The organism is Pseudomonas sp. HMSC067G02, assembly GCF_001813485.1.
Lineage (GTDB): Bacteria > Pseudomonadota > Gammaproteobacteria > Pseudomonadales > Pseudomonadaceae > Pseudomonas > Pseudomonas aeruginosa.
Genome location: NZ_KV812625.1, coordinates 1 through 22,019, shown reverse-complemented (window position 1 = coordinate 22,019; position 22,019 = coordinate 1). Strand labels below are relative to the sequence as shown.

The 22,019-nt window shown below is 66.5% G+C and carries 16 protein-coding genes; 14 read left to right on the top strand and 2 right to left on the bottom strand.

All coding sequences use genetic code 11. From position 1 onward, the window contains the following. Nucleotides 1–285: 285 nt before the first annotated feature. Nucleotides 286–1,929 carry a dihydrolipoyllysine-residue acetyltransferase gene (aceF, locus tag HMPREF2914_RS02735; RefSeq protein WP_003125595.1) on the bottom strand — a complete coding sequence of 548 codons (1,644 nt, stop codon included), beginning with the start codon at nt 1,927–1,929 and terminating at the stop codon, nt 286–288. A 144-nt stretch (nt 1,930–2,073) separates the two neighbouring features. Then, the gene (aceE, locus tag HMPREF2914_RS02730; protein WP_003109907.1) at nt 2,074–4,722 is read right to left on the bottom strand and encodes a pyruvate dehydrogenase (acetyl-transferring), homodimeric type; all 2,649 of its coding nucleotides are present in this window, start codon (nt 4,720–4,722) and stop codon (nt 2,074–2,076) included. A gap of 281 nt (nt 4,723–5,003) precedes the next feature. Between aceE and glnE the strand changes: the two genes are divergently transcribed. The 14 genes from glnE to HMPREF2914_RS02660 all read left to right on the top strand — a co-directional run. Continuing rightward, nucleotides 5,004–7,952: a bifunctional [glutamate--ammonia ligase]-adenylyl-L-tyrosine phosphorylase/[glutamate--ammonia-ligase] adenylyltransferase gene (gene glnE / locus HMPREF2914_RS02725; RefSeq protein WP_003109906.1), complete on the top strand. Its 2,949-nt coding sequence runs from the start codon at nt 5,004–5,006 to the stop codon at nt 7,950–7,952. Nucleotides 7,953–8,007: 55 nt separating this feature from the next. After that, nucleotides 8,008–8,931 carry a branched-chain-amino-acid transaminase gene (gene ilvE, locus HMPREF2914_RS02720; RefSeq protein ID WP_003095783.1) on the top strand — a complete coding sequence of 308 codons (924 nt, stop codon included), beginning with the start codon at nt 8,008–8,010 and terminating at the stop codon, nt 8,929–8,931. Between the two features lie 59 nt (nt 8,932–8,990). Then, nucleotides 8,991–10,028, top strand: a complete 1,038-nt coding sequence (waaF, locus tag HMPREF2914_RS02715; RefSeq protein WP_003109905.1) for a lipopolysaccharide heptosyltransferase II — start codon at nt 8,991–8,993, stop codon at nt 10,026–10,028. Beyond that, nucleotides 10,025–11,092 carry a lipopolysaccharide heptosyltransferase I gene (gene waaC / locus HMPREF2914_RS02710; RefSeq protein WP_023092700.1) on the top strand — a complete coding sequence of 356 codons (1,068 nt, stop codon included), beginning with the start codon at nt 10,025–10,027 and terminating at the stop codon, nt 11,090–11,092. Before waaF ends, waaC begins: the two co-directional genes overlap by 4 nt. Continuing rightward, nucleotides 11,089–12,210, top strand: a complete 1,122-nt coding sequence (locus HMPREF2914_RS02705; RefSeq protein WP_023092699.1) for a glycosyltransferase family 4 protein — start codon at nt 11,089–11,091, stop codon at nt 12,208–12,210. Before waaC ends, HMPREF2914_RS02705 begins: the two co-directional genes overlap by 4 nt. Then, nucleotides 12,207–13,013: a lipopolysaccharide core heptose(I) kinase RfaP gene (rfaP, locus tag HMPREF2914_RS02700; RefSeq protein ID WP_003095775.1), complete on the top strand. Its 807-nt coding sequence runs from the start codon at nt 12,207–12,209 to the stop codon at nt 13,011–13,013. Before HMPREF2914_RS02705 ends, rfaP begins: the two co-directional genes overlap by 4 nt. Continuing rightward, nucleotides 13,013–13,747 (top strand): lipopolysaccharide kinase InaA family protein, encoded by a 735-nt coding sequence (locus HMPREF2914_RS02695; protein ID WP_003109902.1) that lies wholly within the window; start codon nt 13,013–13,015, stop codon nt 13,745–13,747. Before rfaP ends, HMPREF2914_RS02695 begins: the two co-directional genes overlap by 1 nt. Beyond that, nucleotides 13,744–14,502, top strand: a complete 759-nt coding sequence (locus tag HMPREF2914_RS02690; protein WP_003095770.1) for a lipopolysaccharide kinase InaA family protein — start codon at nt 13,744–13,746, stop codon at nt 14,500–14,502. The genes HMPREF2914_RS02695 and HMPREF2914_RS02690 overlap by 4 nt, the downstream gene beginning before the upstream one ends. Then, nucleotides 14,499–15,977 (top strand): lipopolysaccharide kinase InaA family protein, encoded by a 1,479-nt coding sequence (locus HMPREF2914_RS02685; protein ID WP_003135663.1) that lies wholly within the window; start codon nt 14,499–14,501, stop codon nt 15,975–15,977. Before HMPREF2914_RS02690 ends, HMPREF2914_RS02685 begins: the two co-directional genes overlap by 4 nt. Before the next feature lie 103 nt (nt 15,978–16,080). Further along, a complete protein-coding gene (locus HMPREF2914_RS02680; RefSeq protein WP_003095766.1) occupies nt 16,081–17,838 on the top strand; it encodes a carbamoyltransferase family protein in 1,758 nt (585 codons plus the stop codon). Then, nucleotides 17,822–18,958: a glycosyltransferase gene (locus tag HMPREF2914_RS02675; RefSeq protein WP_003109898.1), complete on the top strand. Its 1,137-nt coding sequence runs from the start codon at nt 17,822–17,824 to the stop codon at nt 18,956–18,958. The genes HMPREF2914_RS02680 and HMPREF2914_RS02675 overlap by 17 nt, the downstream gene beginning before the upstream one ends. Further along, entirely contained in the window at nt 18,952–19,848 is an 897-nt protein-coding gene (locus tag HMPREF2914_RS02670; protein ID WP_023092698.1) for an antimicrobial resistance protein Mig-14, read from the top strand. Before HMPREF2914_RS02675 ends, HMPREF2914_RS02670 begins: the two co-directional genes overlap by 7 nt. Before the next feature lie 3 nt (nt 19,849–19,851). Then, nucleotides 19,852–21,270 carry a PIG-L deacetylase family protein gene (locus HMPREF2914_RS02665; protein ID WP_023092697.1) on the top strand — a complete coding sequence of 473 codons (1,419 nt, stop codon included), beginning with the start codon at nt 19,852–19,854 and terminating at the stop codon, nt 21,268–21,270. A gap of 72 nt (nt 21,271–21,342) precedes the next feature. Continuing rightward, a partial coding sequence (locus HMPREF2914_RS02660) for a glycosyltransferase (protein WP_070702800.1) occupies nt 21,343–22,019 on the top strand: 677 nt, incomplete at its 3' end.

The window sequence follows — 22,019 nt, the reverse complement described above, 5'->3', positions numbered from 1 at the left end:
GATCCGGGAAAAAACCGCTGGACGGTCGGAGGTCTGCGGCGCCGCTGGAAAAGCCCTGTTTTTCGTAGGGTTGGCTTCGCCGGGAGGGTTGGCGTCGAGCGCCTGTCATCGTGCGCGCCGAACTCGCGCCTGCGGGTGCTGTGGCATTCGCTGGCGGTACGACGGGTCGCAGTTTCGCCGAGCCGTCAGGCGGGCAAAAAAAGCCCCACCATCCGGTGGGGCCGAGAGACGAGCGTGGCATGCTCGCGAGAGGGGCTGGCCGCTCCGTGGGGAGCGGCGCAGGTATTACAGGAGCAGGGTGCGGATGTCCGCCAGCAGTTCGCCCAGGCGCTTGGTGAAGCGCGCCGCGGCGGCGCCGTTGATCACGCGATGGTCGTAGGACAGCGACAGCGGCAGCATCAGGCGCGGCTGGAAGGCCTTGCCGTCCCATACCGGCTGCATGGTCGCCTTGGACACACCGAGGATCGCCACTTCCGGCGCGTTGACGATCGGCGTGAAGCCGGTGCCGCCGATGTGGCCGAGACTGGAGATGGTGAAGCAGGCGCCCTGCATGGCATCGGCCGAGAGCTTCTTGTTGCGGGCCTTGTCGGCCAGCTCGGCGGCCTCGGCGGCCAGTTGCAGGAGGCTCTTCCGGTCGACATCGCGGATCACCGGGACCAGCAGGCCGTCCGGAGTGTCCACGGCGAAGCCGATGTGTACGTACTTCTTGCGAATCAGCGCCTTGCCGCTGGGGGCCAGCGAACTGTTGAAGTCCGGCAGTTCCTTGAGCAGGTGGGCGCAGGCCTTGAGCAGGATCGGCAGTACGGTCAGCTTGACCCCGGCCTTCTCCGCCGCGGCCTTCTGGGCAACGCGGAAGGCTTCCATGTCGGTGATGTCCGACTGGTCGAACTGGGTCACGTGCGGCACGTTCAGCCAGCTGCGATGCAGGTTGGCGGCGCCGACCTGCATCAGGCGGGTCATCGCCACTTCTTCCACTTCGCCGAACTTGCTGAAGTCGACTTCCGGGATCGGCGGGATACCGGCTCCGCCGGTGGCGCCGGCACCGCCGGACTTGGCGCGCTGCAGTTGCTCCTTGACGAAGACCTGGACGTCTTCCTTGAGGATGCGGCCCTTGGGACCGCTGGCTTTCACTTCGCTCAGCTCGACGCCGAACTCGCGCGCCAGCATGCGCACCGCCGGGCCGGCGTGGACCTTGGCGCCGTCGCGGCTGGGTGCGCCGACCGGAGCCGGGGTATCGGCCTTGGCTGGCGCAGGGGCCGCCGCGGCGGGCTTCTGCTCGGCGGCGGGCGCCGCGGCCTGGGCCGGAGCGGCTGCCGGTTGCTCTTCGGCTGCCGGAGCGGCGCCTTCCACCTTCAGCTTGAGGATCAGGTCGCCGGTGCCGACTTCGTCACCGACCTTGATCGAGACGCTTTCCACCACGCCGGAGGCCGGCGAGGGGATCTCCATGCTGGCCTTGTCGGATTCCAGGGTGATCAGCGACTGGTCGGCCTCGACCGTGTCGCCGGCCTTGACCATCACTTCGATGACGTTGGCCTTGCCGGCCGAGCCGATGTCCGGGACCTTGATGTCCTGGACGCTGGCTGCGGCGGGGGCGGCCGGCTTGCTCTCGCTCGGGGCGGGAGCAGGCGCTTCGGCTTTCGGCGCTTCCGGTTGGGCGGGCGCTGCCTCGGCCTTGGCTTCGGCAGGCTGTTCGCCGCCTTCCACTTCCAGCTCGAGGATTTCGTCACCTTCTTTCAAGGTGTCGCCGACCTTCGCCTTGATGCTTTTCACTACCCCGGCCTTGGGACTGGGGATTTCCATGCTGGCCTTGTCGGATTCCAGGGTCAGCAGGCTCTGATCGGCCTCGACCTTGTCGCCGGGCTTGACCAGCAGCTCGATGACTTCACCCTCACCGTTGCCGATGTCGGGTACGCGAATGAGTTCGCTCACATTCCTCTCCTTTTACGTGCCACCACCGCTGTGCGGCGCGCAAAACAAAGACTTTTGGTCCTTGGTTCGTTGTGAGCCGGCGCCGCCCGTTGGCGGCGCCGGCGTGCTCGAAACCCCTCGCTGCCGAGGGGAGTATGGAGCGAATTAGCAATCCAGCGGGTTGCGCTTCTCCGGATCGATACCGTACTTGGCGATGGCCTCGGCCACCACTTTCGGCTCGATATCGCCGCGATCGGCCAGCGCTTCGAGCGCGGCCAGCACCACCCAGTGACGATCCACTTCGAAGAAGTTGCGCAGCTTCTTGCGGCTGTCGCTGCGGCCGAAGCCGTCGGTGCCGAGCACCTTGTACTCCTTGGAGGGAACCCACTGGCGGATCTGCTCGGCGTAGAGCTTCATGTAGTCGGTGGAGGCGATCACCGGGCCGCGACGGCCGCCCAGGCACTCCTCGACGTAGCTCTGCTTCGGCTTCTGGCCCGGATGCAGGCGGTTCCAGCGCTCGACGGCAAGGCCGTCGCGACGCAGCTCGTTGAAGCTCGGCACGCTCCAGACGTCGGCGCCGATGCCGAAGTCGTTGCGCAGCAGCTTGGCCGCTTCCTCGACTTCGCGCAGGATGGTGCCGGAGCCCAGCAGTTGCACGTGGTGAGCGGCTTCCTTCTTGTCCTCCTCGAGGAGGTACATGCCCTTGATGATGCCTTCCTCTGCGCCCTTCGGCATGGCCGGCTGGACGTAGTTCTCGTTCATCACGGTGATGTAGTAGAAGATGTCCTGCTGCTCTTCGATCATTTGCCGCGAGCCTTCGCGGATGATCACCGCCAGTTCGTAGGCGTAGGTCGGATCGTAGGTGCGGCAGTTCGGGATGGTCGAGGCCAGCAGGTGGCTGTGGCCGTCCTCGTGCTGCAGGCCTTCGCCGTTCAGCGTGGTGCGACCGGCGGTGCCGCCGATCAGGAAGCCGTGCGCGCGGCTGTCGCCGGCGGCCCAGGCCAGGTCGCCGATGCGCTGGAAGCCGAACATCGAATAGAAGATGTAGAACGGCAGCATCGGCTGGTTGTGGGTGCTGTAGGAGGTACCGGCGGCAATCCAGCTGGACATGGCGCCGGCCTCGTTGATGCCTTCCTCGAGGATCTGGCCCTTCTTGTCCTCGCGGTAGAACATCACCTGGTCCTTGTCCACCGGCTCGTAGAGCTGGCCGACCGAGGAGTAGATGCCGAGCTGGCGGAACATGCCTTCCATGCCGAAGGTACGGGCCTCGTCCGGGACGATCGGGACGATGCGCGGGCCGAGTTCCTTGTCCTTGACCAGCTGCGAGATGATCCGCACGAAGGCCATGGTGGTGGAGATCTCGCGATCGCCGGAGCCGTCGAGCATGGCCTTCAGGGTTTCCAGCGGCGGAACCGGCACGCTCATGCTCTTCTGCCGGCGCACCGGCATGAAGCCGCCCAGCGCGGCGCGGCGCTCGGCCAGGTACTTGGCCTCGGCGCTGCCTTCTTCAGGCTTGTAGAACGGCAGCTTCTCCAGGTCGGCGTCCTTGACCGGGATGTCGAACTTGTCGCGGAACGCGCGCAGGCTGTCGACGTCGACCTTCTTCACGTTGTGCGCGATGTTCTTCGCTTCGCCGCTGCCGGTGCCGTAGCCCTTGATGGTCTTGGCCAGGATGACGGTCGGCTGGCCCTTGTGGTTGACCGCCTGGTGGTAGGCCGCATAGACCTTGTAGGGGTCGTGGCCGCCGCGGTTGAGCTTCCAGATTTCCTCGTCGGAAAGGTCCTTGACCATTTCCAGCAGTTCCGGACGCGCGCCGAAGAAGTGCTCGCGGACGTAGGCGCCGTCTTTCGCCTTGTAGTTCTGGTATTCGCCGTCGATGACCTCGTCCATGCGCTGCTGCAGCAGGCCGGCGGTGTCCTTGGCGAACAGCGGGTCCCAGAAGCGACCCCAGATGACCTTGTTGACGTTCCACTCGGCGCCGCGGAACACGCCTTCCAGCTCCTGGATGATCTTGGCGTTGCCGCGGACCGGGCCGTCGAGGCGCTGCAGGTTGCAGTTGATGACGAAGATCAGGTTGTCGAGTTTCTCGCGGCCGGCCAGGGAGATCGCGCCGAGGGATTCCGGCTCGTCGCACTCGCCGTCGCCCATGAAGCACCAGACCTTCTGCTTGCCGGCGGGGATGAAGCCGCGGCTTTCCAGGTACTTCATGAAGCGTGCCTGGTAGATCGCCTGGATCGGGCCAAGGCCCATGGATACGGTGGGGAACTGCCAGAAGTCCGGCATCAGCCAGGGGTGCGGATAGGAGGACAGGCCGTTGCCGTCCACTTCCTGGCGGAAGTTCTCCAGTTGTTCCTCGCTGATGCGGCCTTCGAGGAAGGCCCGGGCGTAGACGCCGGGGGACGCGTGGCCCTGGAAGAACACCAGGTCGCCGCCGTGTTCTTCGGTGGGAGCCTGGAAGAAATAGTTGAAGCCGATGTCGTAGAGGGTCGCCGAGGAGGCGAAGGTGGAGATGTGGCCGCCCAGGTCCGGGTCGTGCTTGTTCGCCCGCATCACCATCGCCAGGGCGTTCCAGCGCACCAGGGAGCGGATCCGGCGCTCCATGAACAGGTCGCCGGGCATGCGTGCTTCGTGGGTTACCGGAATGGTGTTGCGATAGGGCGTGGTGATCGCGTAGGGCAGTTGGGTGCCGCTACGGCTGGCCAGCTCGCCCATGCGGGTCATCAGGTAATGAGCGCGGTCTTCACCTTCGCGGTCGAGTACGGACTCCAGGGCGTCCAGCCATTCCTGGGTTTCGACGGGATCGAGGTCTTGCATGGCTTGCTCCAGGGCGGAAAGGCTTCCAGAATCGGATGCCATAGGTGAGCGGCCGGCCTCGTGGGCGACCGCAGCTAATTCTTGGATGTTCTCCGGGGGTGTACCCGGCGACTTGTAGTTTTACTACAGATCAGTCTGAGAAACAGCCCTCTGGATACAATTTTTAGTAGTAAAACTACATTTCGATTGTCGCTGTCAGGCTATAAGGCCCGATGTAGAGCCTTTTCGACGTTGTGCGTCGAGCCTGTGGTCTTCGGTCGGAAGCCCAAACAGGATAGACCATGAGCCTGCCTTCGCTGGCGAATCTGCCGGCCACCCTGCTGCCCGCCGCCGAACGCGCCGGGACTGCCCTCCGCTCCGCTGTCGCCGCCCTCGATGCCGCCGCCCTGGCCCGCCTGGAGGCCTGGCCCGAGGAGCGCCTGGAGGATTTCCGACGGGTCGCTGCGGCCAGCGATTTCGTCGCCGAGCAGGCAGTGCGCGACCCGGCGATGCTGCTGGATCTGGCCGAACGCGGCGAGCTGGAGAACCCCCACGCGCCCGGCGAATTGCGCAGCCAGTTGCAGGCGCGGCTGGAGGATTGCGCCGACGAGGACGAACTCGGTCGGCGCCTGCGACGTTTCCGCACACGCCAGCAACTGCGCATCATCTGGCGCGACCTGACCCGCCGCGCCGCGCTGGCGGAAACCTGTCGCGACCTGTCGGCCCTGGCCGACGCCTGCATCGACCTGGCTTGCGAGTGGCTCCATCGGCGCCAGTGCGAGCAGTTCGGCACGCCGATCGGCCGGCGCTCCGGCGAACCGCAGCGGATGGTGGTCCTCGGCATGGGCAAGCTGGGCGCGGTGGAGCTCAACCTGTCGTCGGACATCGACCTGATCTTCGGTTACCCGGAGGGCGGCGAGACCGAGGGGGCGAAGCGTTCGCTGGACAACCAGGAGTTCTTCACCCGCCTGGGGCAGAAGCTGATCAAGGCGCTGGATGCGATCACCGTCGACGGCTTCGTCTTCCGCGTCGACATGCGCCTGCGTCCCTACGGCTCCAGCGGACCGCTGGTCTACAGCTTCGCCGCGCTGGAGCAGTACTACCAGGACCAGGGGCGCGACTGGGAGCGCTACGCGATGATCAAGGCGCGGGTGGTCGGCGGCGACCAGCAGGCAGGCGAGCAACTGCTCGGCATGCTGCGGCCGTTCGTCTATCGGCGCTACCTGGACTTCTCCGCCATCGAGGCGCTGCGCACCATGAAGCAGCTGATCCAGCAGGAGGTCCGGCGCAAGGGGATGTCGGAAAACATCAAGCTGGGCGAAGGCGGTATCCGCGAGGTGGAGTTCATCGCCCAGGCCTTCCAGTTGATCCATGGCGGGCGCGACCTGAGCTTGCAGCAACGGCCGCTGCTGAAGGTGCTGGCGACCCTGGAGGGGCAGGGCTACCTGCCGCCGGCGGTGGTCGAGGAGCTGCGTGGCGGCTACGAGTTCCTGCGCTACGCCGAGCATGCCATCCAGGCGCTGGCCGACCGGCAGACGCAAATGCTGCCCAGCGACGAATACGACCGCATCCGCGTGGCCTTCATCATGGGCTTCGCCAGTTGGGCCGCATTCCACGAGCGCCTGAGCCACTGGCGGGCGCGCATCGACTGGCACTTCCGCCAGGTGATCGCCGACCCGGACGAGGACGAAAGCGGCGAGGCGGCCTGCGGCAGCGTCGGCGCCGAGTGGATCCCGCTGTGGGAGGAGGCGCTGGACGAGGAGTCGGCCAGTCGGCAACTGGCCGACGCCGGCTTCGTCGATGCCGAGGCGGCCTGGAAGCGTCTCAGCGATCTGCGCCACGGCCCCCAGGTGCGAGCGATGCAGCGTCTCGGCCGGGAACGCCTGGATGCCTTCGTTCCGCGCCTGCTGGCGATGACCGTGGAAAACCCTCAGCCGGACCTGGTGCTGGAGCGGGTCCTGCCGCTGGTGGAAGCGGTGGCGCGGCGTTCCGCCTACCTGGTGTTGCTGACCGAGAACCCTGGCGCGCTGGAGCGCCTGCTGACCCTCTGCGCGGCCAGCCCGATGGTTGCCGAGCAGATCGCGCGGTTCCCGATCCTGCTCGACGAACTGCTCAACGAGGGGCGCCTGTTCCGTCCTCCACAGGCCGCCGAGCTGGCCGCCGAGCTGCGCGAACGGCTGATGCGGATTCCCGAGGACGACCTCGAGCAGCAGATGGAGACCCTTCGTCACTTCAAGCTGGCCCACGGGCTGCGGGTGGCGGCCTCGGAGATCGCCGGCACGCTGCCGTTGATGAAGGTCAGCGACTACCTGACCTGGCTGGCCGAGGCGATCCTCGTCGAGGTCCTCGAACTGGCCTGGCGGCAGTTGGTGCAGCGTCACGGCCGGCCGTTGCGCGCCGACGGCACGCCGTGCGATCCGGACTTCGTCATCGTCGGCTACGGCAAGGTCGGCGGGCTGGAGTTCGGTCATGGCTCGGACCTCGACCTGGTGTTCATCCATGACGGCGACCCCCACTGCGAGACCGATGGCGGCAAATCCATCGATGGCGCGCAGTTCTTTACCCGCCTGGGGCAGAAGATCATCCATTTCCTCACCGCGCAGACGCCATCCGGTACCCTCTACGAGGTCGACATGCGCCTGCGTCCGAGCGGCGCGGCCGGCCTGCTGGTGAGTTCGCTGGGCGCCTTCCAGCGCTACCAGGAGCAGGAGGCCTGGACCTGGGAGCACCAGGCGTTGGTCCGCGCCCGGGTGCTGGCCGGTTGCCGGCGGGTGCAGGCGAGCTTCGAGGCGGTACGTGCCGAGGTGCTGGCGAGGCCGCGCGATCTCGACGCGTTGCGCACCGAAGTCAGCGAAATGCGCGCCAAGATGCGCGACAACCTGGGAACCCGCGCGACCGCCGCCGGTACCGCTTCGAATGCCTTCGAGGCCACGGCAGCCTTCGATCTCAAGCACGATGCCGGTGGTATCGTCGATATCGAATTTATGGTGCAATATGCGGTTCTAGCTTGGTCCGGAGAACACCCGGCGCTGCTCGAATTCACCGATAACATCCGCATTCTGGAAGGACTGGAACGGGCTGGCCTGATCGCCAGCGAGGACGTCCGTCTCCTGCAGGAGGCCTACAAGGCCTATCGCGCAGCCGCACACCGCCTGGCACTACAGAAGGAGGCCGGGGTCGTGAGCGGCGAGCACTTCCAGACGGAGCGGCGAGAAGTGATCAGGATCTGGCGCGAGCTACGGCTCGGCTGATCCACTCAGGCACGTAACGCAAGTACGTAACGAATATCTGAAGGAGCTGGCAACTATGTCGATGGCCGATCGTGATGGCGTGATCTGGTATGACGGTGAACTGGTGCAGTGGCGCGATGCGACCACGCACGTGCTGACCCATACCCTGCACTATGGAATGGGCGTGTTCGAGGGCGTGCGCGCCTACGACACCCCGCAGGGCACGGCGATCTTCCGCCTGCAGGCGCACACCGACCGGCTGTTCGACTCCGCGCACATCATGAACATGCAGATCCCGTACAGCCGCGACGAGATCAACGAGGCGACCCGCGCCGCCGTGCGCGAGAACAACCTGGAAAGCGCCTATATCCGCCCGATGGTGTTCTACGGAAGCGAAGGCATGGGCCTGCGCGCCAGCGGCCTGAAGGTCCATGTGATCATCGCCGCCTGGAGCTGGGGCGCCTACATGGGCGAGGAAGCCCTGCAGCAAGGCATCAAGGTGCGCACCAGTTCCTTCACCCGCCACCACGTCAACATCTCGATGACCCGCGCCAAGTCCAACGGTGCCTACATCAACTCGATGCTGGCCCTCCAGGAGGCGATCTCCGGTGGCGCCGACGAGGCCATGATGCTCGATCCGGAAGGCTATGTGGCCGAAGGCTCCGGCGAGAACATCTTCATCATCAAGGATGGCGTGATCTACACCCCGGAAGTCACCGCCTGCCTGAACGGCATCACTCGTAACACTATCCTGACCCTGGCCGCCGAACACGGTTTTAAACTGGTCGAGAAGCGCATCACCCGCGACGAGGTGTACATCGCCGACGAGGCCTTCTTCACCGGCACCGCCGCGGAAGTCACGCCGATCCGCGAAGTGGACGGGCGCAAGATCGGCGCCGGCCGCCGTGGCCCGGTCACCGAAAAGCTGCAGAAAGCCTATTTCGACCTGGTCAGCGGCAAGACCGAGGCCCACGCCGAGTGGCGTACCCTGGTCAAGTAAGCACCGAAGAAGGGTGTGACAGGGAGGCGAAAGCCTCCCTGATCATTTCCGGAGCCTGAATGAGAATTCTGATCGTAGGTCCCTCCTGGGTGGGGGACATGGTGATGGCGCAGACCCTGTTCCAGTGTCTGCGCCAGCGGCATCCCGAGTGCGTGATCGACGTGCTGGCGCCCGAATGGAGCCGACCGATCCTCGAGCGCATGCCCGAGGTGCGCCAGGCCCTGAGCTTCCCGCTCGGCCACGGGGTGATGGACGTCGCCACCCGGCGCCGGATCGGACGCGGCCTGCGCGGTCAGTACGAGCAGGCGATCCTGCTGCCCAACTCGCTGAAGTCGGCGCTGGTGCCCTGGTTCGCCGGAATACCGAAGCGCACCGGCTGGCGCGGCGAGATGCGCTACGGGCTGCTCAATGACATCCGCAAGCTCGACAAGCAGCGCTATCCGCTGATGATCGAACGCTTCATGGCCCTGGCCTTCGAGCCGGGCGTGGAGTTGCCGAAGCCCTATCCGCAGCCGCGCCTGCGGATCGACGACGGCAGCCGCCAGGCGGCGCTCGACAAGTTCGCCCTGAGCCTGGACCGCCCGGTGCTGGCGCTCTGTCCCGGCGCCGAGTTCGGCGAGGCCAAGCGCTGGCCGGCGGAACACTACGCCGCGGTCGCCGAGGCGAAGATCCGTGCCGGCTGGCAGGTCTGGCTGTTCGGCTCGAAGAACGACCATCCCGGTGGAGAGGAGATTCGCCAGCGCCTGATTCCGGGGTTGCGCGAGGAGTCCTTCAATCTTGCCGGGGAGACTTCGCTGGCCGAGGCCATCGACCTGATGTCCTGCGCTGGCGCGGTGGTGTCCAACGATTCCGGCCTGATGCACGTGGCGGCCGCGCTGGATCGCCCGCTGGTGGGCGTCTATGGCTCCACCTCGCCGCAGTTCACCCCGCCGCTGGCGGACCGGGTGGAGATCGTCCGCCTCGGTCTCGAGTGCAGCCCGTGCTTCGAGCGCACCTGTCGCTTCGGCCACTACAATTGCCTCCGCGAGCTGCCGCCTGGTCTGGTATTGCAAGCCCTGGAGCGGCTGGTCGGCGACCCTGCCGAGGTCGCCGGATGAGGGTACTGCTGGTCAAGACCTCGTCCCTCGGCGACGTGATCCACACCCTGCCGGCGCTTACCGACGCCGCCCGGGCGATTCCCGGCATCCAGTTCGACTGGGTGGTGGAGGAAGGTTTCGCCGAGATTCCCGCCTGGCATCCGGCGGTGGCGCGGGTGATCCCGGTGGCGATCCGGCGCTGGCGCAAGAACCTCTGGCAGACCCTGCGCAACGGCGAATGGCGGCGCTTCAAGCAGCGCCTGAAGGAAGTCGACTATGACCTGGTGATCGACGCCCAGGGGCTGCTGAAGAGTGCCTGGCTGACCCGCTACGTGGGCAAGACGCCGGTCGCCGGTCTCGATCGCGACTCGGCGCGCGAGCCGCTCGCCAGCCGCTTCTATCGCCGTGCCTATCCGGTCGCCTGGGGACAGCATGCGGTGGAGCGCACGCGCCAGTTGTTCGCCCAGGTGCTGGACTACCCGTTGCCCGAGTCGGTCGGTGACTATGGCCTGGACCGCGAGCAGTTGGCCGACGCCGACCCTGGAGCGCCGTACCTGGTGTTCCTGCACGGTACTACCTGGGACACCAAGCATTGGCCGGAAGCCTACTGGCGCGAACTGGCCGAGCGCATGTGCGAGCGCGGCTGGTCGGTGCGCCTGCCCTGGGGCAGCGCCGCCGAGCGGGAGCGGGCCGGGCGCCTGGCGGCGGGGTTGGAAAATGCCGCGGTACTCCCCAGATTATCCCTGGCCGGCATGGCCAAGGTGCTTGCCGGCGCGCGCGCCTGCGTGGCGGTGGATACCGGCCTCGGTCACCTGGCGGCGGCGCTGGACGTGCCGACGCTGTCGCTGTTCGGCCCGACCAATCCTGGCTTCACCGGCGCCTACGGGCGCTCCCAGGTCCACCTGGGCAGCGACTTCCCCTGTGCGCCGTGCCTGAAGAAGACCTGTACCTACCAGCCGACCGAAGAGGACCGCAAACTGTTCGATCTCAAGCGTGAGCAGCCGCTGTGCTTCACCCGGCTGAATCCCCAGCGCGTGGCCACCCAGCTGGAGGCCATGCTGCTGGCCCCGGAGACCCTCCGATGACCCTGGCGTTCATCCTCTACAAATACTTCCCCTTCGGCGGCCTGCAGCGCGACTTCATGCGCATCGCCCTGGAATGCCAGCGGCGCGGGCACGACATCCGCGTCTATACCCTGATCTGGGAGGGCGACGTGCCGGACGGCTTCGAAGTGCTGGTGGCCCCGGTGCGCTCGATCTTCAACCACCGGCGCAACGAGAAGTTCACCGCGTGGGTCCGCGCCGACCTGGCCAGGCGCCCGGTGCAGCGGGTGATCGGCTTCAACAAGATGCCCGGACTGGATGTCTACTACGCCGCCGACGCCTGTTTCGAGGAAAAGGCCCAGACCTTGCGCAACCCGCTGTACCGCCAGTGGGGCCGCTACCGCCACTTCGCCGGCTACGAACGGGCAGTGTTCGACCCGGCCTCGAAGACCGAGATCCTGATGATCTCCGAGGTGCAGCAGCCGCTCTTCGTCAAGCACTACGGCACCCAGGCCGAGCGTTTCCATCTGCTGCCGCCGGGGATCAGCCAGGATCGCCGGGCGCCGGCCAACGCCGCGGACGTGCGTGCGGAATTCCGCCGCGAGTTCGGCCTGGAGGAAGACGACCTGCTGCTGGTGCAGATCGGTTCCGGCTTCAAGACCAAGGGCCTGGATCGCAGCCTGAAGGCGCTGGCCGCGCTGCCCAAGGCGTTGCGCAGGCGTACCCGGCTGATCGCCATCGGCCAGGACGATCCCAAGCCGTTCCTGCTACAGATCGCCGCCCTCGGTCTCAACGACCAGGTACAGATCCTCAAGGGTCGCAGCGATATCCCGCGCTTCCTGCTCGGCGCCGACCTGCTGATCCACCCGGCCTACAACGAGAACACCGGTACGGTGCTGCTGGAGGCGCTGGTCTCCGGCCTGCCGGTGTTGGTGACCGATGTCTGCGGCTACGCCCACTACATCGCCGAGGCCGACGCCGGGCGGGTGCTGCCGAGTCCCTTCGAGCAGGACAGTCTCAACCGCCTGCTCGCGGAAATGCTGGAGGACGCTCCGGCGCGCGCCGCCTGGTCGCGCAATGGCCTGGCCTACGCCGATCACGCCGACCTCTACAGCATGCCGCAGCGCGCCGCCGACCTGATCCTCGAGGAGGTCTCATGAGGCTGGTGCTGGAAGAGCCGTTCAAGCGCCTGTGGAGCGGGCGCGACCCGTTCGAGGCGGTGGAGGCGCTGCAAGGCAAGGTCTACCGCGAACTGGAGGGGCGCCGCACCCTGCGCACCGAGGTCGACGGGCGCGGCTACTTCGTCAAGATCCACCGTGGCATCGGCTGGGGCGAGATCGCCAAGAACCTGCTCACCGCCAAGCTCCCGGTGCTCGGCGCGCGCCAGGAGTGGCAGGCCATCCGGCGCCTGCACGAGGCCGGCGTAGCGACCATGACCGCGGTCGCCTACGGCGAGCGCGGCAGCGATCCGGCGCGGCAGCATTCCTTCATCGTCACCGAGGAACTGGCGCCGACCGTGGACCTCGAGGTGTTCTCCCAGGACTGGCGCGAACGTCCTCCACCGCCGCGGCTCAAGCGCGCGCTGGTCGAGGCGGTGGCGCGGATGGTCGGCGACATGCACCGTGCCGGAGTCAACCATCGCGACTGCTACATCTGTCATTTCCTGTTGCACACCGACAAGCCGGTGAGCGCGGACGATTTCCGCCTCTCGGTGATCGACCTGCACCGTGCCCAGACTCGCGACGCCACGCCGAAACGCTGGCGTAACAAGGATCTGGCGGCATTGTATTTCTCTGCGCTGGACATCGGACTGACGCGTCGCGACAAGCTACGCTTCCTGCGCACCTATTTCCGCCGGCCGTTGCGCGAGATACTGCGCGACGAGGCCGGCCTGCTGGCCTGGATGGAACGCAAGGCGGAAAAACTCTACGAACGCAAGCAGCGTTACGGAGACCTGCTCTGATGGCGGGGTGGACCCTCGAACCCGATTACCGTCACCTGGCCGCCGACTTCGGTAGCCTCGATAGCGTGTTCGCCCTGGAGGGCGAGCGCCTGACCCGCGACCCGTTGTCCGAAGTCATCCGCATCGAGCGCGACGGCGTGCGTTACTACGTCAAGCGCTACCGCAGCGCCGGCAAGGGCCTGCGCCGCTACCTGGCGCGACCGCGGATCAAGGCCGAGTGGCAGAACCTCAAGCGCTTCGAGAAGTGGGGCATTCCCACCGCCGAAGTGGTCGCCTGGGGGCTGGAGCGCAAGGCCGGCGCCTTCCAGCGCGGCGCCATGATCACCCGCGAGCTGCCGGGCACCGAGGACTTGTCGGTGCTCGCCTGCAACCGGGATCCGCGCCTGAAGGACCCGCGCTGGGTGGACGGCGTCAGCCGGCAGATCGCCAAGGCTACGCGCCTGATGCACGACCAGCATTTCACCCACAACGACCTGAAGTGGCGCAACCTGCTGGTGGACGGCCAGCCGCTGGTGTATTTCATCGACTGCCCGAACGGCGCGTTCTGGTGGAGCTTCATGCTGCGCTACCGGATCACCAAGGACCTGGCCTGCCTGGACAAGGTGGCCAAGTACCACCTGTCGCGCACCCAGCGCCTGCGCTTCTACCTGCAATATCGCCGTCGCCGGCACCTGAACGAATCCGACAAGAAGCGTATTCGCCAGGTGGTGGCTTTCTTCGAGGGGCGCGAATGAGCGTTTTCATCGCCGCGCAGGACCACGACCTGCTCCAGCGCAACCGTCTGGACAGCTTCGACGCCCTGTGGGCCTTGCAGCTGGACGCCGTGGACGAACCGAATACCGAACGGGGTGGCTGGAGCAGCGTCTACCGCCTCGACCTGGGCGACTCCGCCTACTACCTGAAGCGCCAGAGCAACCACCTGACCCGCAGCCTGCGCCATCCGCTGGGCGAGCCGACCTTCGCCCGCGAGTTCCGCAACATCGAGCGCTACCGGGCGCTGGGCATTCCCGCCCTGCAGGCGGCGTTCTTCGCCCAGCAGGCGGTCGGCGGAGAGCGCCAGGCGATCCTCCTGACCCGTGCCCTGGACGGTTGGCAGGACCTGGACACCTGGCTGGCGTCCTGGCACGACCTGGCCGAAGAGCGGCGCCGGGCGATTCTCCGGGCGGTTGGCAGGCTGGCGCGCCAGCTGCACGCGGCCGGACAGATGCATGGTTGCTTCTATCCCAAGCATGTATTCCTCCGCGAGGGGGCCGATGGTGTCTTCGAGGCCTGCCTGATCGACCTGGAGAAGACCCGCCCGATCTGGTTCGGCCGCCGCGACCAGGTCAAGGACCTGGAGCCGATGCTGCGCCGTGCCCCGGACTGGAGCGAAGCGGACGTGCACGAATTCATCTCCGCCTATGTCGACGAACCCCTCGACTCGGCCGAGGTCGAGCAGTGGTATCGCCTTCTCGACCAGCGCCGCCGGCGCAAGGAGTCGCGCCGATGAGACTGGCCGAACTGCAAGCCGCCGGCCGCCACCCGCAACTGCCATTGCGGGTGACCCTGGCGGATGGCGCTGGCGCTGCCGAATTGCGCCTGGACAGTCTGCTGCGGGTGCTGCCCGGGCAGCGCTACGTCGGTGCCGGCGAATGGCGTGGGCGCAAGGTGCTGGCCAAGCTGCTGGTGGGCGGCAAGGCCGCACGGCATTTCCAGCGCGAACTGGAAGGGGCGCGTCTGCTCGCGGCCCAGGGGCTGACCACCCCGGCGCTGCTGGCCGACGGGCTGCAGGAGGGCGAGGGCGGCTGGCTGCTGTTCGACTACCTCGACGCGGCGCAGAGCCTCGGTGACGCCTGGCGTGCGGTGGAGGCCCAGGCGCCGCTGGGCGATGCCCAGCAAGCGGTGCTCGGCGAAGCCCTGGCGGCCATTGGCGAGCTGCATGCCAAGGGCCTCTGGCAGGACGACCTGCACCTGGACAACCTGTTGCGCCACGCCGGCCGCCTGTATCTCATCGACGGTGGCGGCGTGCGTGCGGAAACTCCCGGCCAGCCGCTGTCGCGACAGAAAGTGCTGGAAAACCTCGGGGTGTTCTTCGCCCAGTTGCCGGCGGTCCTCGATCCTTTCCTGGAAGAGTTGCTGGTGCATTACCTGCTGGCCAACGGCGAGCATGCGCTGCCGCTGGAAGCCTTGCAGAAGGAAATCGCCAAGGTTCGCCGTTGGCGGGTGCGCGACCTGCTGAGGAAGGTCGGTCGCGACTGTAGCCTGTTCAGCGTCGTGCGCGGTCCGTTCCGCCTGTTCGCCGCCCGCCGCAGCGAGGCCGAGACGATGGCGCCGCTGCTGGCGGACGCGGACCGCCTGATCGCCGCCGGCCACGTCTACAAGGACGGCGGCGCGGCCACCGTCGCCCGGGTCGAAGCGAATGGCCGCACGCTGATCATCAAACGCTACAACATCAAGGGCTGGGTCCATTGGCTGAAGCGCTTCTGGCGGCCGAGCCGGGCCTGGGCCTCCTGGCGCGAAGGCAACCGCCTGGAATTCCTCGGCATCGCCACCGCCCGTCCGCTGGCGATGCTGGAGCGGCGCTGGTGCTGGCTGCGCGGGCGCGCCTACCTGATTACCGATTATCTCGGCGGTCAGGATATAATCGCTCGTTTTAAGCCTTGCCTGGACATGCCCGATGGCGCCGTTTCGCCACCGGAAGCCGAGTTGGCGGCACTGGATCGGCTGTTTTCGACGCTGATCCGCGAACGCATCAGCCACGGCGACCTGAAGGGACACAACCTGTTCTGGCAGGCCCATGAACAAGGCGGCGAATGGGCGCTGATCGACCTGGACGCGATGCGCAAGCATCACAGCCAGGCGTCCTTTGCCCGCGCCTACGCCCGCGACCGCGCGCGCTTCCTGCGCAACTGGCCGCAGGACAGCGGCCTCTACCGGCTGCTGGAGCAACGGATTCCCCGCCTCGGCGACGCCGCCGGGGCTTGAACGACAAGCGACGACCACCGCCTGCGGCGGTCGACGAGTTAAACGAAAGCCGCGGTTGTCGGTCCCACTCCGCAACCGCGAGCTGCTTTGAAGAGGTTCTACCGTGGCATTGACCGTCCTAGGCCTGTCTGGCGCCGTAAGCCATGACCCGTCCGCCGCCCTGTACATCGACGGCAAGCTGGTCGCGGCCGTCGAGGAAGAGCGCTTCGTGCGCGACAAGCACGCGAAGAACCGCATGCCCTACGAATCGGCGAAGTTCTGCCTGGAGCAGGCAGGGATCGAGCCGGCCGATGTCGACGTGGTGGCGATTCCCTTCGCTCCCATCAGCATCATGGAAAAGGCCCGCTGGCACTACGCCAAGCGCTACGCCTACGCGCCGGATCGCGCGCTGGATGCGATCCTGCTCGGCAACCGCCGCTACAAGCGTTACTACAAGCGCATCGAGTGGTGCCTGCAGCAACTCGGCTTCGACCTGAAGAAAATCAAGATCCAGCCGGTCGAGCACCACCTTGCCCATGCCTCCAGCGCCTACCATTGCTCGGGGTTCAAGGAAAAGACCGCGATCCTCGGCATCGACGGCAAGGGCGAGTACGCCACCACTTTCTTCGGCTGGGGCGAGAACGGTCGGATCCACAAGATCAAGGAGTTCTACGATCCGGATTCGCTGGGCGGCCTGTACGGCGCGATCACCGAGTACCTCGGCTTCGACATGCTCGACGGCGAGTTCAAGGTCATGGGCATGGCGCCCTACGGTGACGCCAGCAAGTACGATTTCTCCCGTCTCGCCAAGTTCGAGAACGGCGAACTGGTGATCAACACCGACTATGCCAACGTCATCGGCTTCCGCCGCTACAAGGAGAAAGGCAAGGGCTACTACTTCTCGCCCAAGCTGATCGAGTGGCTGGGGCCCAAGCGCGAAGGCGACATCGCCGACGATCCCTACATCCATTACGCCGCGAGCATCCAGGCGTTGTTCGAGAAGCTCGCGCTGGAGATGATGGACTACTACCTCGGCGATATCATCCGCGAGACCGGCAAGGTCGCTTTCGCCGGCGGCTGCGCGCTGAACGTCAAGCTCAACCAGAAGATCATCTCGCGCCCCGAAGTGAAGGAGCTGTTCGTCCAGCCGGCGGCCAGCGACGCCGGCACCGCGGTCGGCGCGGCGGCCTACGTGTCGCACCAGCGCGGCGTGCCGGTGGAGAAGATGGAGCACGTCTACCTCGGCCCGGAGTATTCCAACGAGGACGTCATCGCCGCCTGCGCCCGTCACGAGGCCAGGCCGCAGTGGCAGAAGATCGACAACCGCAGCCGGCGTATCGGCAGGATCCTTGCCGACGGCAACCCGGTGGCCTGGTTCCAGGGACGCATGGAGTTCGGTCCGCGTGCCCTCGGTGGCCGCTCCATTCTCGGCTGCCCGAGCGTGCCGGGCGTGGCCGACCGGATCAATGCGCAGATCAAGTTCCGCGAGCGCTGGCGGCCCTTCTGCCCGTCGATGCTGGATACCGTCGGCCCGCAGATGTTCAAGATCGACCACCCGGCCCCGTTCATGACCTTCACCTTCGAAGTCAACGAAGAGTGGAAGGAGCGAGTGCCGGAAGTGGTGCACGAAGACGGCACCTCCCGCGCCCAGGTGCTGAAGCGCGAGTACAACCCGCGCTACTACGACCTGATGAAGGAACTGGAGAACCTCACCGGCAACGGCGTGGCCCTGAACACTTCGCTCAATCGTCGTGGCGAACCGATGATCTGCTCGCCGACCGACGCCCTGAACATGTTCTTCGGCTCCGATCTGCAGTACCTGATCATGGAGGACATCCTGGTGGTGAAGGAGGGCGTGGACTGGTATGACTCGGTCGGCTGAACCTCGCGTCCTGCAGTTCTGTCACGGCTACGACGGGCCTTTCCTCGACTGTGCCCGTCAGTACGCCAGCCTGTTCGCCGGAACCCCGTACAAGGTCACCACGGTGTTCCTCACCGGGCGTTCCGATCCTGAGGTGGCGGCGCGTTGCGCCTCCGACGAGGTACTGTTCCTCGAGTACGGCTCCAGGGACATCCGTGGCCTCAAGCTGAAGGCGATCCGCGACTTGCGCGAGATCGCCCGTTCGCGCGACTTCCGCTTCTGCATCGCGCACCGCTTCAAGCCGATCTGGATCGCCAGCCTGGCCACTCGTCTGCCGATCGTTGGCGTGCACCACGCCTTCGGCGATTACCAGCGGTTGTCGCGCAAGGTCTTCGCCGGCCTGATGAGCAAGCGCCTGAGCCTGCTGGCGGTGTCCGACGCGGTGCGCGACGATATCCGCCGTTGCCTGCCGAAGTGGCCGGCGGAGCGGATCGAGACGCTCTACAACCGCATCGACGTCGCTGCGCTGCAGGCCGAGCAGGTCGAGCGCCTGAGTGCGCGCCGGCAACTGCGCCTGCCCGACGAGGCCTGGGTGGTCGGCAACGTTGGCCGCCTGCATCCGGACAAGGACCAGGCTACCCTGCTGCGCGGCTTCGCCGCCGCGCTGCCGCGCCTGCCACAGAACAGCCTGCTGGCGATCCTCGGCAGCGGCCGCCTGGAAGAGCAGCTCAAGGACCTGGCCTGCGAACTGGGCATCGGCGAGCGCGTGCTGTTCCTCGGCCAGGTCGAAGAGGCACGGCGCTACTTCAAGGCGTTCGACGCCTTCGCCCTGAGTTCCGACCACGAGCCGTTCGGCATGGTCCTGCTGGAGGCCATGGTCGCCGGCGTACCGCTGATCGCCACCGCCTGTGGCGGCGCCCGCGAAGTGGTGGAGGGGGTCGGCATCCTCTTCCCGCTGGGCGACGAGACGGCCCTGGCCGAGGGTCTGACCCACCTGGCAGCGCTCGACCGCCGCCAGCGCGAGGCCTGTGCGCGGCTCATGCTCGAGCGCCTGGAGACACGCTTCTCCGACGCCGCGGTGCGCCGCGAATTCTGGCGCCTGCCGACGATTGCCGGCTTCGCTTCGGAGTCTGCATGCTGAACAGGTTGCGCGCCTTCCGCGAACGCGGTTGGCGCGAAGTGGATGCGCTGACCTACGCCCAGGCCTGGCAGCGTTTCGGCGGCAGCGTCGCGACCCACCCGCTGGTGGTCGAGCAGCTCGCCGAAATGGCTGGAATCCCGGTGCGTTACCTGGGTTGGGAGAGCGCTGGCGAACTGGTTGCGGCGATCCCGACCTGGGGCCGCCACCTGGCGTTGTCCAAGGACGTGCTCAAGCGGCGCGGCAAGAAGGGCCTGTACGACCTGGGCAACGCCGAACTGATCCTGCCGGTGGCTGGCGATGCCCGCATCGCCCTCCGCCATGGGGGACGTTACCTGTCGGTGCTGCATGAGCGGAACATCGTCACGCTGCGCCCGCAGGCCGAGCAACTGGCTTTCGCTCGCGCCCCCGAGGATTTCTCCAAGAAGTTCCGCTACAACCAGCGGCGCGAAGTGCGCCTGGTGGAGGAGGCCGGTGGCCAGGTGCGCCAGGCAGACAGCTTCGCCCCGGCCGAGTTCGCCGCCATCTATCTCGAACTGTTCCAGCGTCGCTGGGGTTTCCCGGCCACCGGCGCGGAGCGCATGGCCGAGGTCTTCGAGCGGCTGCGCGAATTGCTGCGCGGCTCGGTCCTGCTGCTCAACGACCAGCCCATCGCGGTCCAGGTACTGTATCGCGCCGAAGCGCCGGGCTGGCTCAGCGTCGAGTACATCAACGGCGGCGTCGATCCGCAGACCCGCGAGTTCAGCCCTGGCAGCGTGCTCAGTTACCTGAACACCCAGGCCGCCTGGGAGGATGCGCGAGCGCTGGGCAAACCCCTGCGCTATTCGTTCGGTCGCGCCGACCGCGAATACAAGGATCGCTGGTGCCATCCTTCTCCGGTCTTCCAGGTCTGAAGCATGAGCGCACGCAAGCAGCAGTTGCTCAAGCGTCATCGACGCAACAAGCGGATCGGCCTACTGGTTGCGCTGCTGGCATTGCTGGCCGTCGGTCTGCTGGTCAGCCCCTGGTTGTTGCCGATCCTCCTCGTGGCCCTGTGGGTCGCCCACGAAGCCTGGTTCGCCGATCACCTGTTCTATTCGCCGGGCGAGGACTACCGCTACCGTTTCGCGGAAGGGGTCGAGTCGCTGCCGGTACGCCTGGCGGATGGCCGTCTGCGAGTCGACGGCGAGCTGCGCGAAGGCGATACGCTGGTGCTTGGCATCGGCGTGCGCGCTGGCTGGCTGGGGCGTTTCCTCGAACCCTCGGTACTGCTGGAAGGTGGCGCGGAGGCCGATGCCCAGGCTTTCGAACGTGGGGTGAACGGCTTGCGCTACCTGAACCTGACGGGACTGGCCGGGCCGCTGGGCGAGGGCCGGATTCGCCTGCGCGGCCGGCATTGCCGGTTGGTCGGCGAACCGACCCTGTGGCGTGCGCGCCATCCCGATTACCGTGAGCGGCGGGTGATGGTCATCGCTCCGCATGCCGACGACGCCGAGCTGGCCGCCTTCGGCCTCTACAGCCAGGCACGCGAGGCCTGGATCGTGACCCTGACCGCCGGCGAGATCGAAACCGAGCATTACCGCCGCATGGGCCTCGACGGAATAGCTGCGGCGCGCCTGAAGGGCCGCCTGCGCGCCTGGGATAGCCAGGCCGTGCCGGCGTGGGGTGGGGTGCCGGCCGAGCGCTGCGTGCAACTGGGTTATTTCTGCCTGCAATTGCCTGCCATGCAGGCGAACCCGGGCGAGGTGGTACCGTCCCGTGAGGCCGATCTCGCCGATATCCGTCCGTTCCGCCAGTTCAACCGCCTGCGCCTGGCCAGCGATGCCGACGGCCTGTCGACCTGGAACAATCTGCTGGCCGATCTCCGCGAGCTGATCCTGCTGGCACGTCCCGAGGTCATCGTCCTGCCTCATCCGCATTTCGATCCGCACCCGGACCATGTCCGCGCCCAGGAGGCCGTGCGCGAGGCGCTCCAGGGTCTGGACTGGCAGCCGCAGGCATTGTTGCACTATGCCAATCACCTGCACGACAACGATCGCTGGCCGATGGGCGATGCGCACATGGGGGTCAGCCTGCCGCCGTTGACCGAAGAGTGCTCGCCGTTGCTGCCATGGACGCTGGCGCTGGAGCGCACGCGCCAGGTGGACAAGGCCATGGCCTTGGGCATGATGCACGACCTGCAACCCAGGCCGCCGTTCAAGCGCCGTCTGCGCCGCCGTCTGCAGGGCTGGCTCGCCGGGCGTCGCTGGCCGGCATACGGCGAGGACGAGTTCATGCGCAAGGCGGTGCGTCGGCACGAGTTGTTCTGGGTGGAGTCGCTGGACGGGGAGGCATGATGCTTGGGTCGAGCGTTCGGCAAGGTTCGAGCCGCCATGCTGCTTCGGAGCAGCCGCGAGGATGAAGGTCTGATGAAAGTTCTGTTTCTGGTCCAGAAAGAGCAGCGAGCGATCCTGGATCGCCTGTACGACGGCATCGCCGCCCATTGCGAGTGCGATACCCGCTGGCTGAGCAGCGAGGAGCAGGCCGACCTGCGCGGCTACTTCCGCAAGCACGTGGATGTCTCGCGCTACGACCGCATCCTGTTCTTCCTCCGCTTCAAGAAGGAAATGCGCCAGGTCCGCTTCATTCGCAGCGTGCCCAACCTGGTGATCCTCGAGCACGATGCCTACCAGAACTACATTCCCTGCAAGTACACCGGCAAGTTCAGTGCCCATTACCGGCGCCTGCCCTGGGTTCGGGTGATCAGTTCGGGCCATACGGTCAGCGAACGCCTGCGCCAGGAGGGATTCGACGCGGTATTCGTGCCCAAGGGCTACGACCAGACCCTGTTGCATGACCTGGGCCTGGCGCGCGATATCGAGCTGGGCTTCGTCGGCAGTACCGGCAGCGTGGCCTACAGTGGACGCAAGGCGCTGCTCGACGAGTTGGGCGGAGTGGAGAACCTGCTGGTGACCAAGACCAAGTCCGGCGAGGAGTACCTGCGTACGCTCAACCGCATCCGTTTCTTCGTCAGCGCGGATGTCGGCATGGGCGAATACATGATCAAGAATTTCGGGTATCCGGAATTTCTGGTTGATAAAATGCC

Excerpts from the sequence above, each read along its gene's own strand:
- aceE (WP_003109907.1), bottom strand. The coding sequence starts at position 4,722 with ATGCAAGACCTCGATCCCGTCGAAACCCAGGAATGGCTGGACGCCCTG.
- glnE (WP_003109906.1), top strand. The coding sequence starts at position 5,004 with ATGAGCCTGCCTTCGCTGGCGAATCTGCCGGCCACCCTGCTGCCCGCC.
- ilvE (WP_003095783.1), top strand. The coding sequence starts at position 8,008 with ATGTCGATGGCCGATCGTGATGGCGTGATCTGGTATGACGGTGAACTG.
- waaF (WP_003109905.1), top strand. The coding sequence starts at position 8,991 with ATGAGAATTCTGATCGTAGGTCCCTCCTGGGTGGGGGACATGGTGATG.
- waaC (WP_023092700.1), top strand. The coding sequence starts at position 10,025 with ATGAGGGTACTGCTGGTCAAGACCTCGTCCCTCGGCGACGTGATCCAC.
- HMPREF2914_RS02705 (WP_023092699.1), top strand. The coding sequence starts at position 11,089 with ATGACCCTGGCGTTCATCCTCTACAAATACTTCCCCTTCGGCGGCCTG.
- rfaP (WP_003095775.1), top strand. The coding sequence starts at position 12,207 with ATGAGGCTGGTGCTGGAAGAGCCGTTCAAGCGCCTGTGGAGCGGGCGC.
- HMPREF2914_RS02695 (WP_003109902.1), top strand. The coding sequence starts at position 13,013 with ATGGCGGGGTGGACCCTCGAACCCGATTACCGTCACCTGGCCGCCGAC.
- HMPREF2914_RS02690 (WP_003095770.1), top strand. The coding sequence starts at position 13,744 with ATGAGCGTTTTCATCGCCGCGCAGGACCACGACCTGCTCCAGCGCAAC.
- HMPREF2914_RS02685 (WP_003135663.1), top strand. The coding sequence starts at position 14,499 with ATGAGACTGGCCGAACTGCAAGCCGCCGGCCGCCACCCGCAACTGCCA.
- HMPREF2914_RS02675 (WP_003109898.1), top strand. The coding sequence starts at position 17,822 with ATGACTCGGTCGGCTGAACCTCGCGTCCTGCAGTTCTGTCACGGCTAC.
- HMPREF2914_RS02670 (WP_023092698.1), top strand. The coding sequence starts at position 18,952 with ATGCTGAACAGGTTGCGCGCCTTCCGCGAACGCGGTTGGCGCGAAGTG.
- HMPREF2914_RS02665 (WP_023092697.1), top strand. The coding sequence starts at position 19,852 with ATGAGCGCACGCAAGCAGCAGTTGCTCAAGCGTCATCGACGCAACAAG.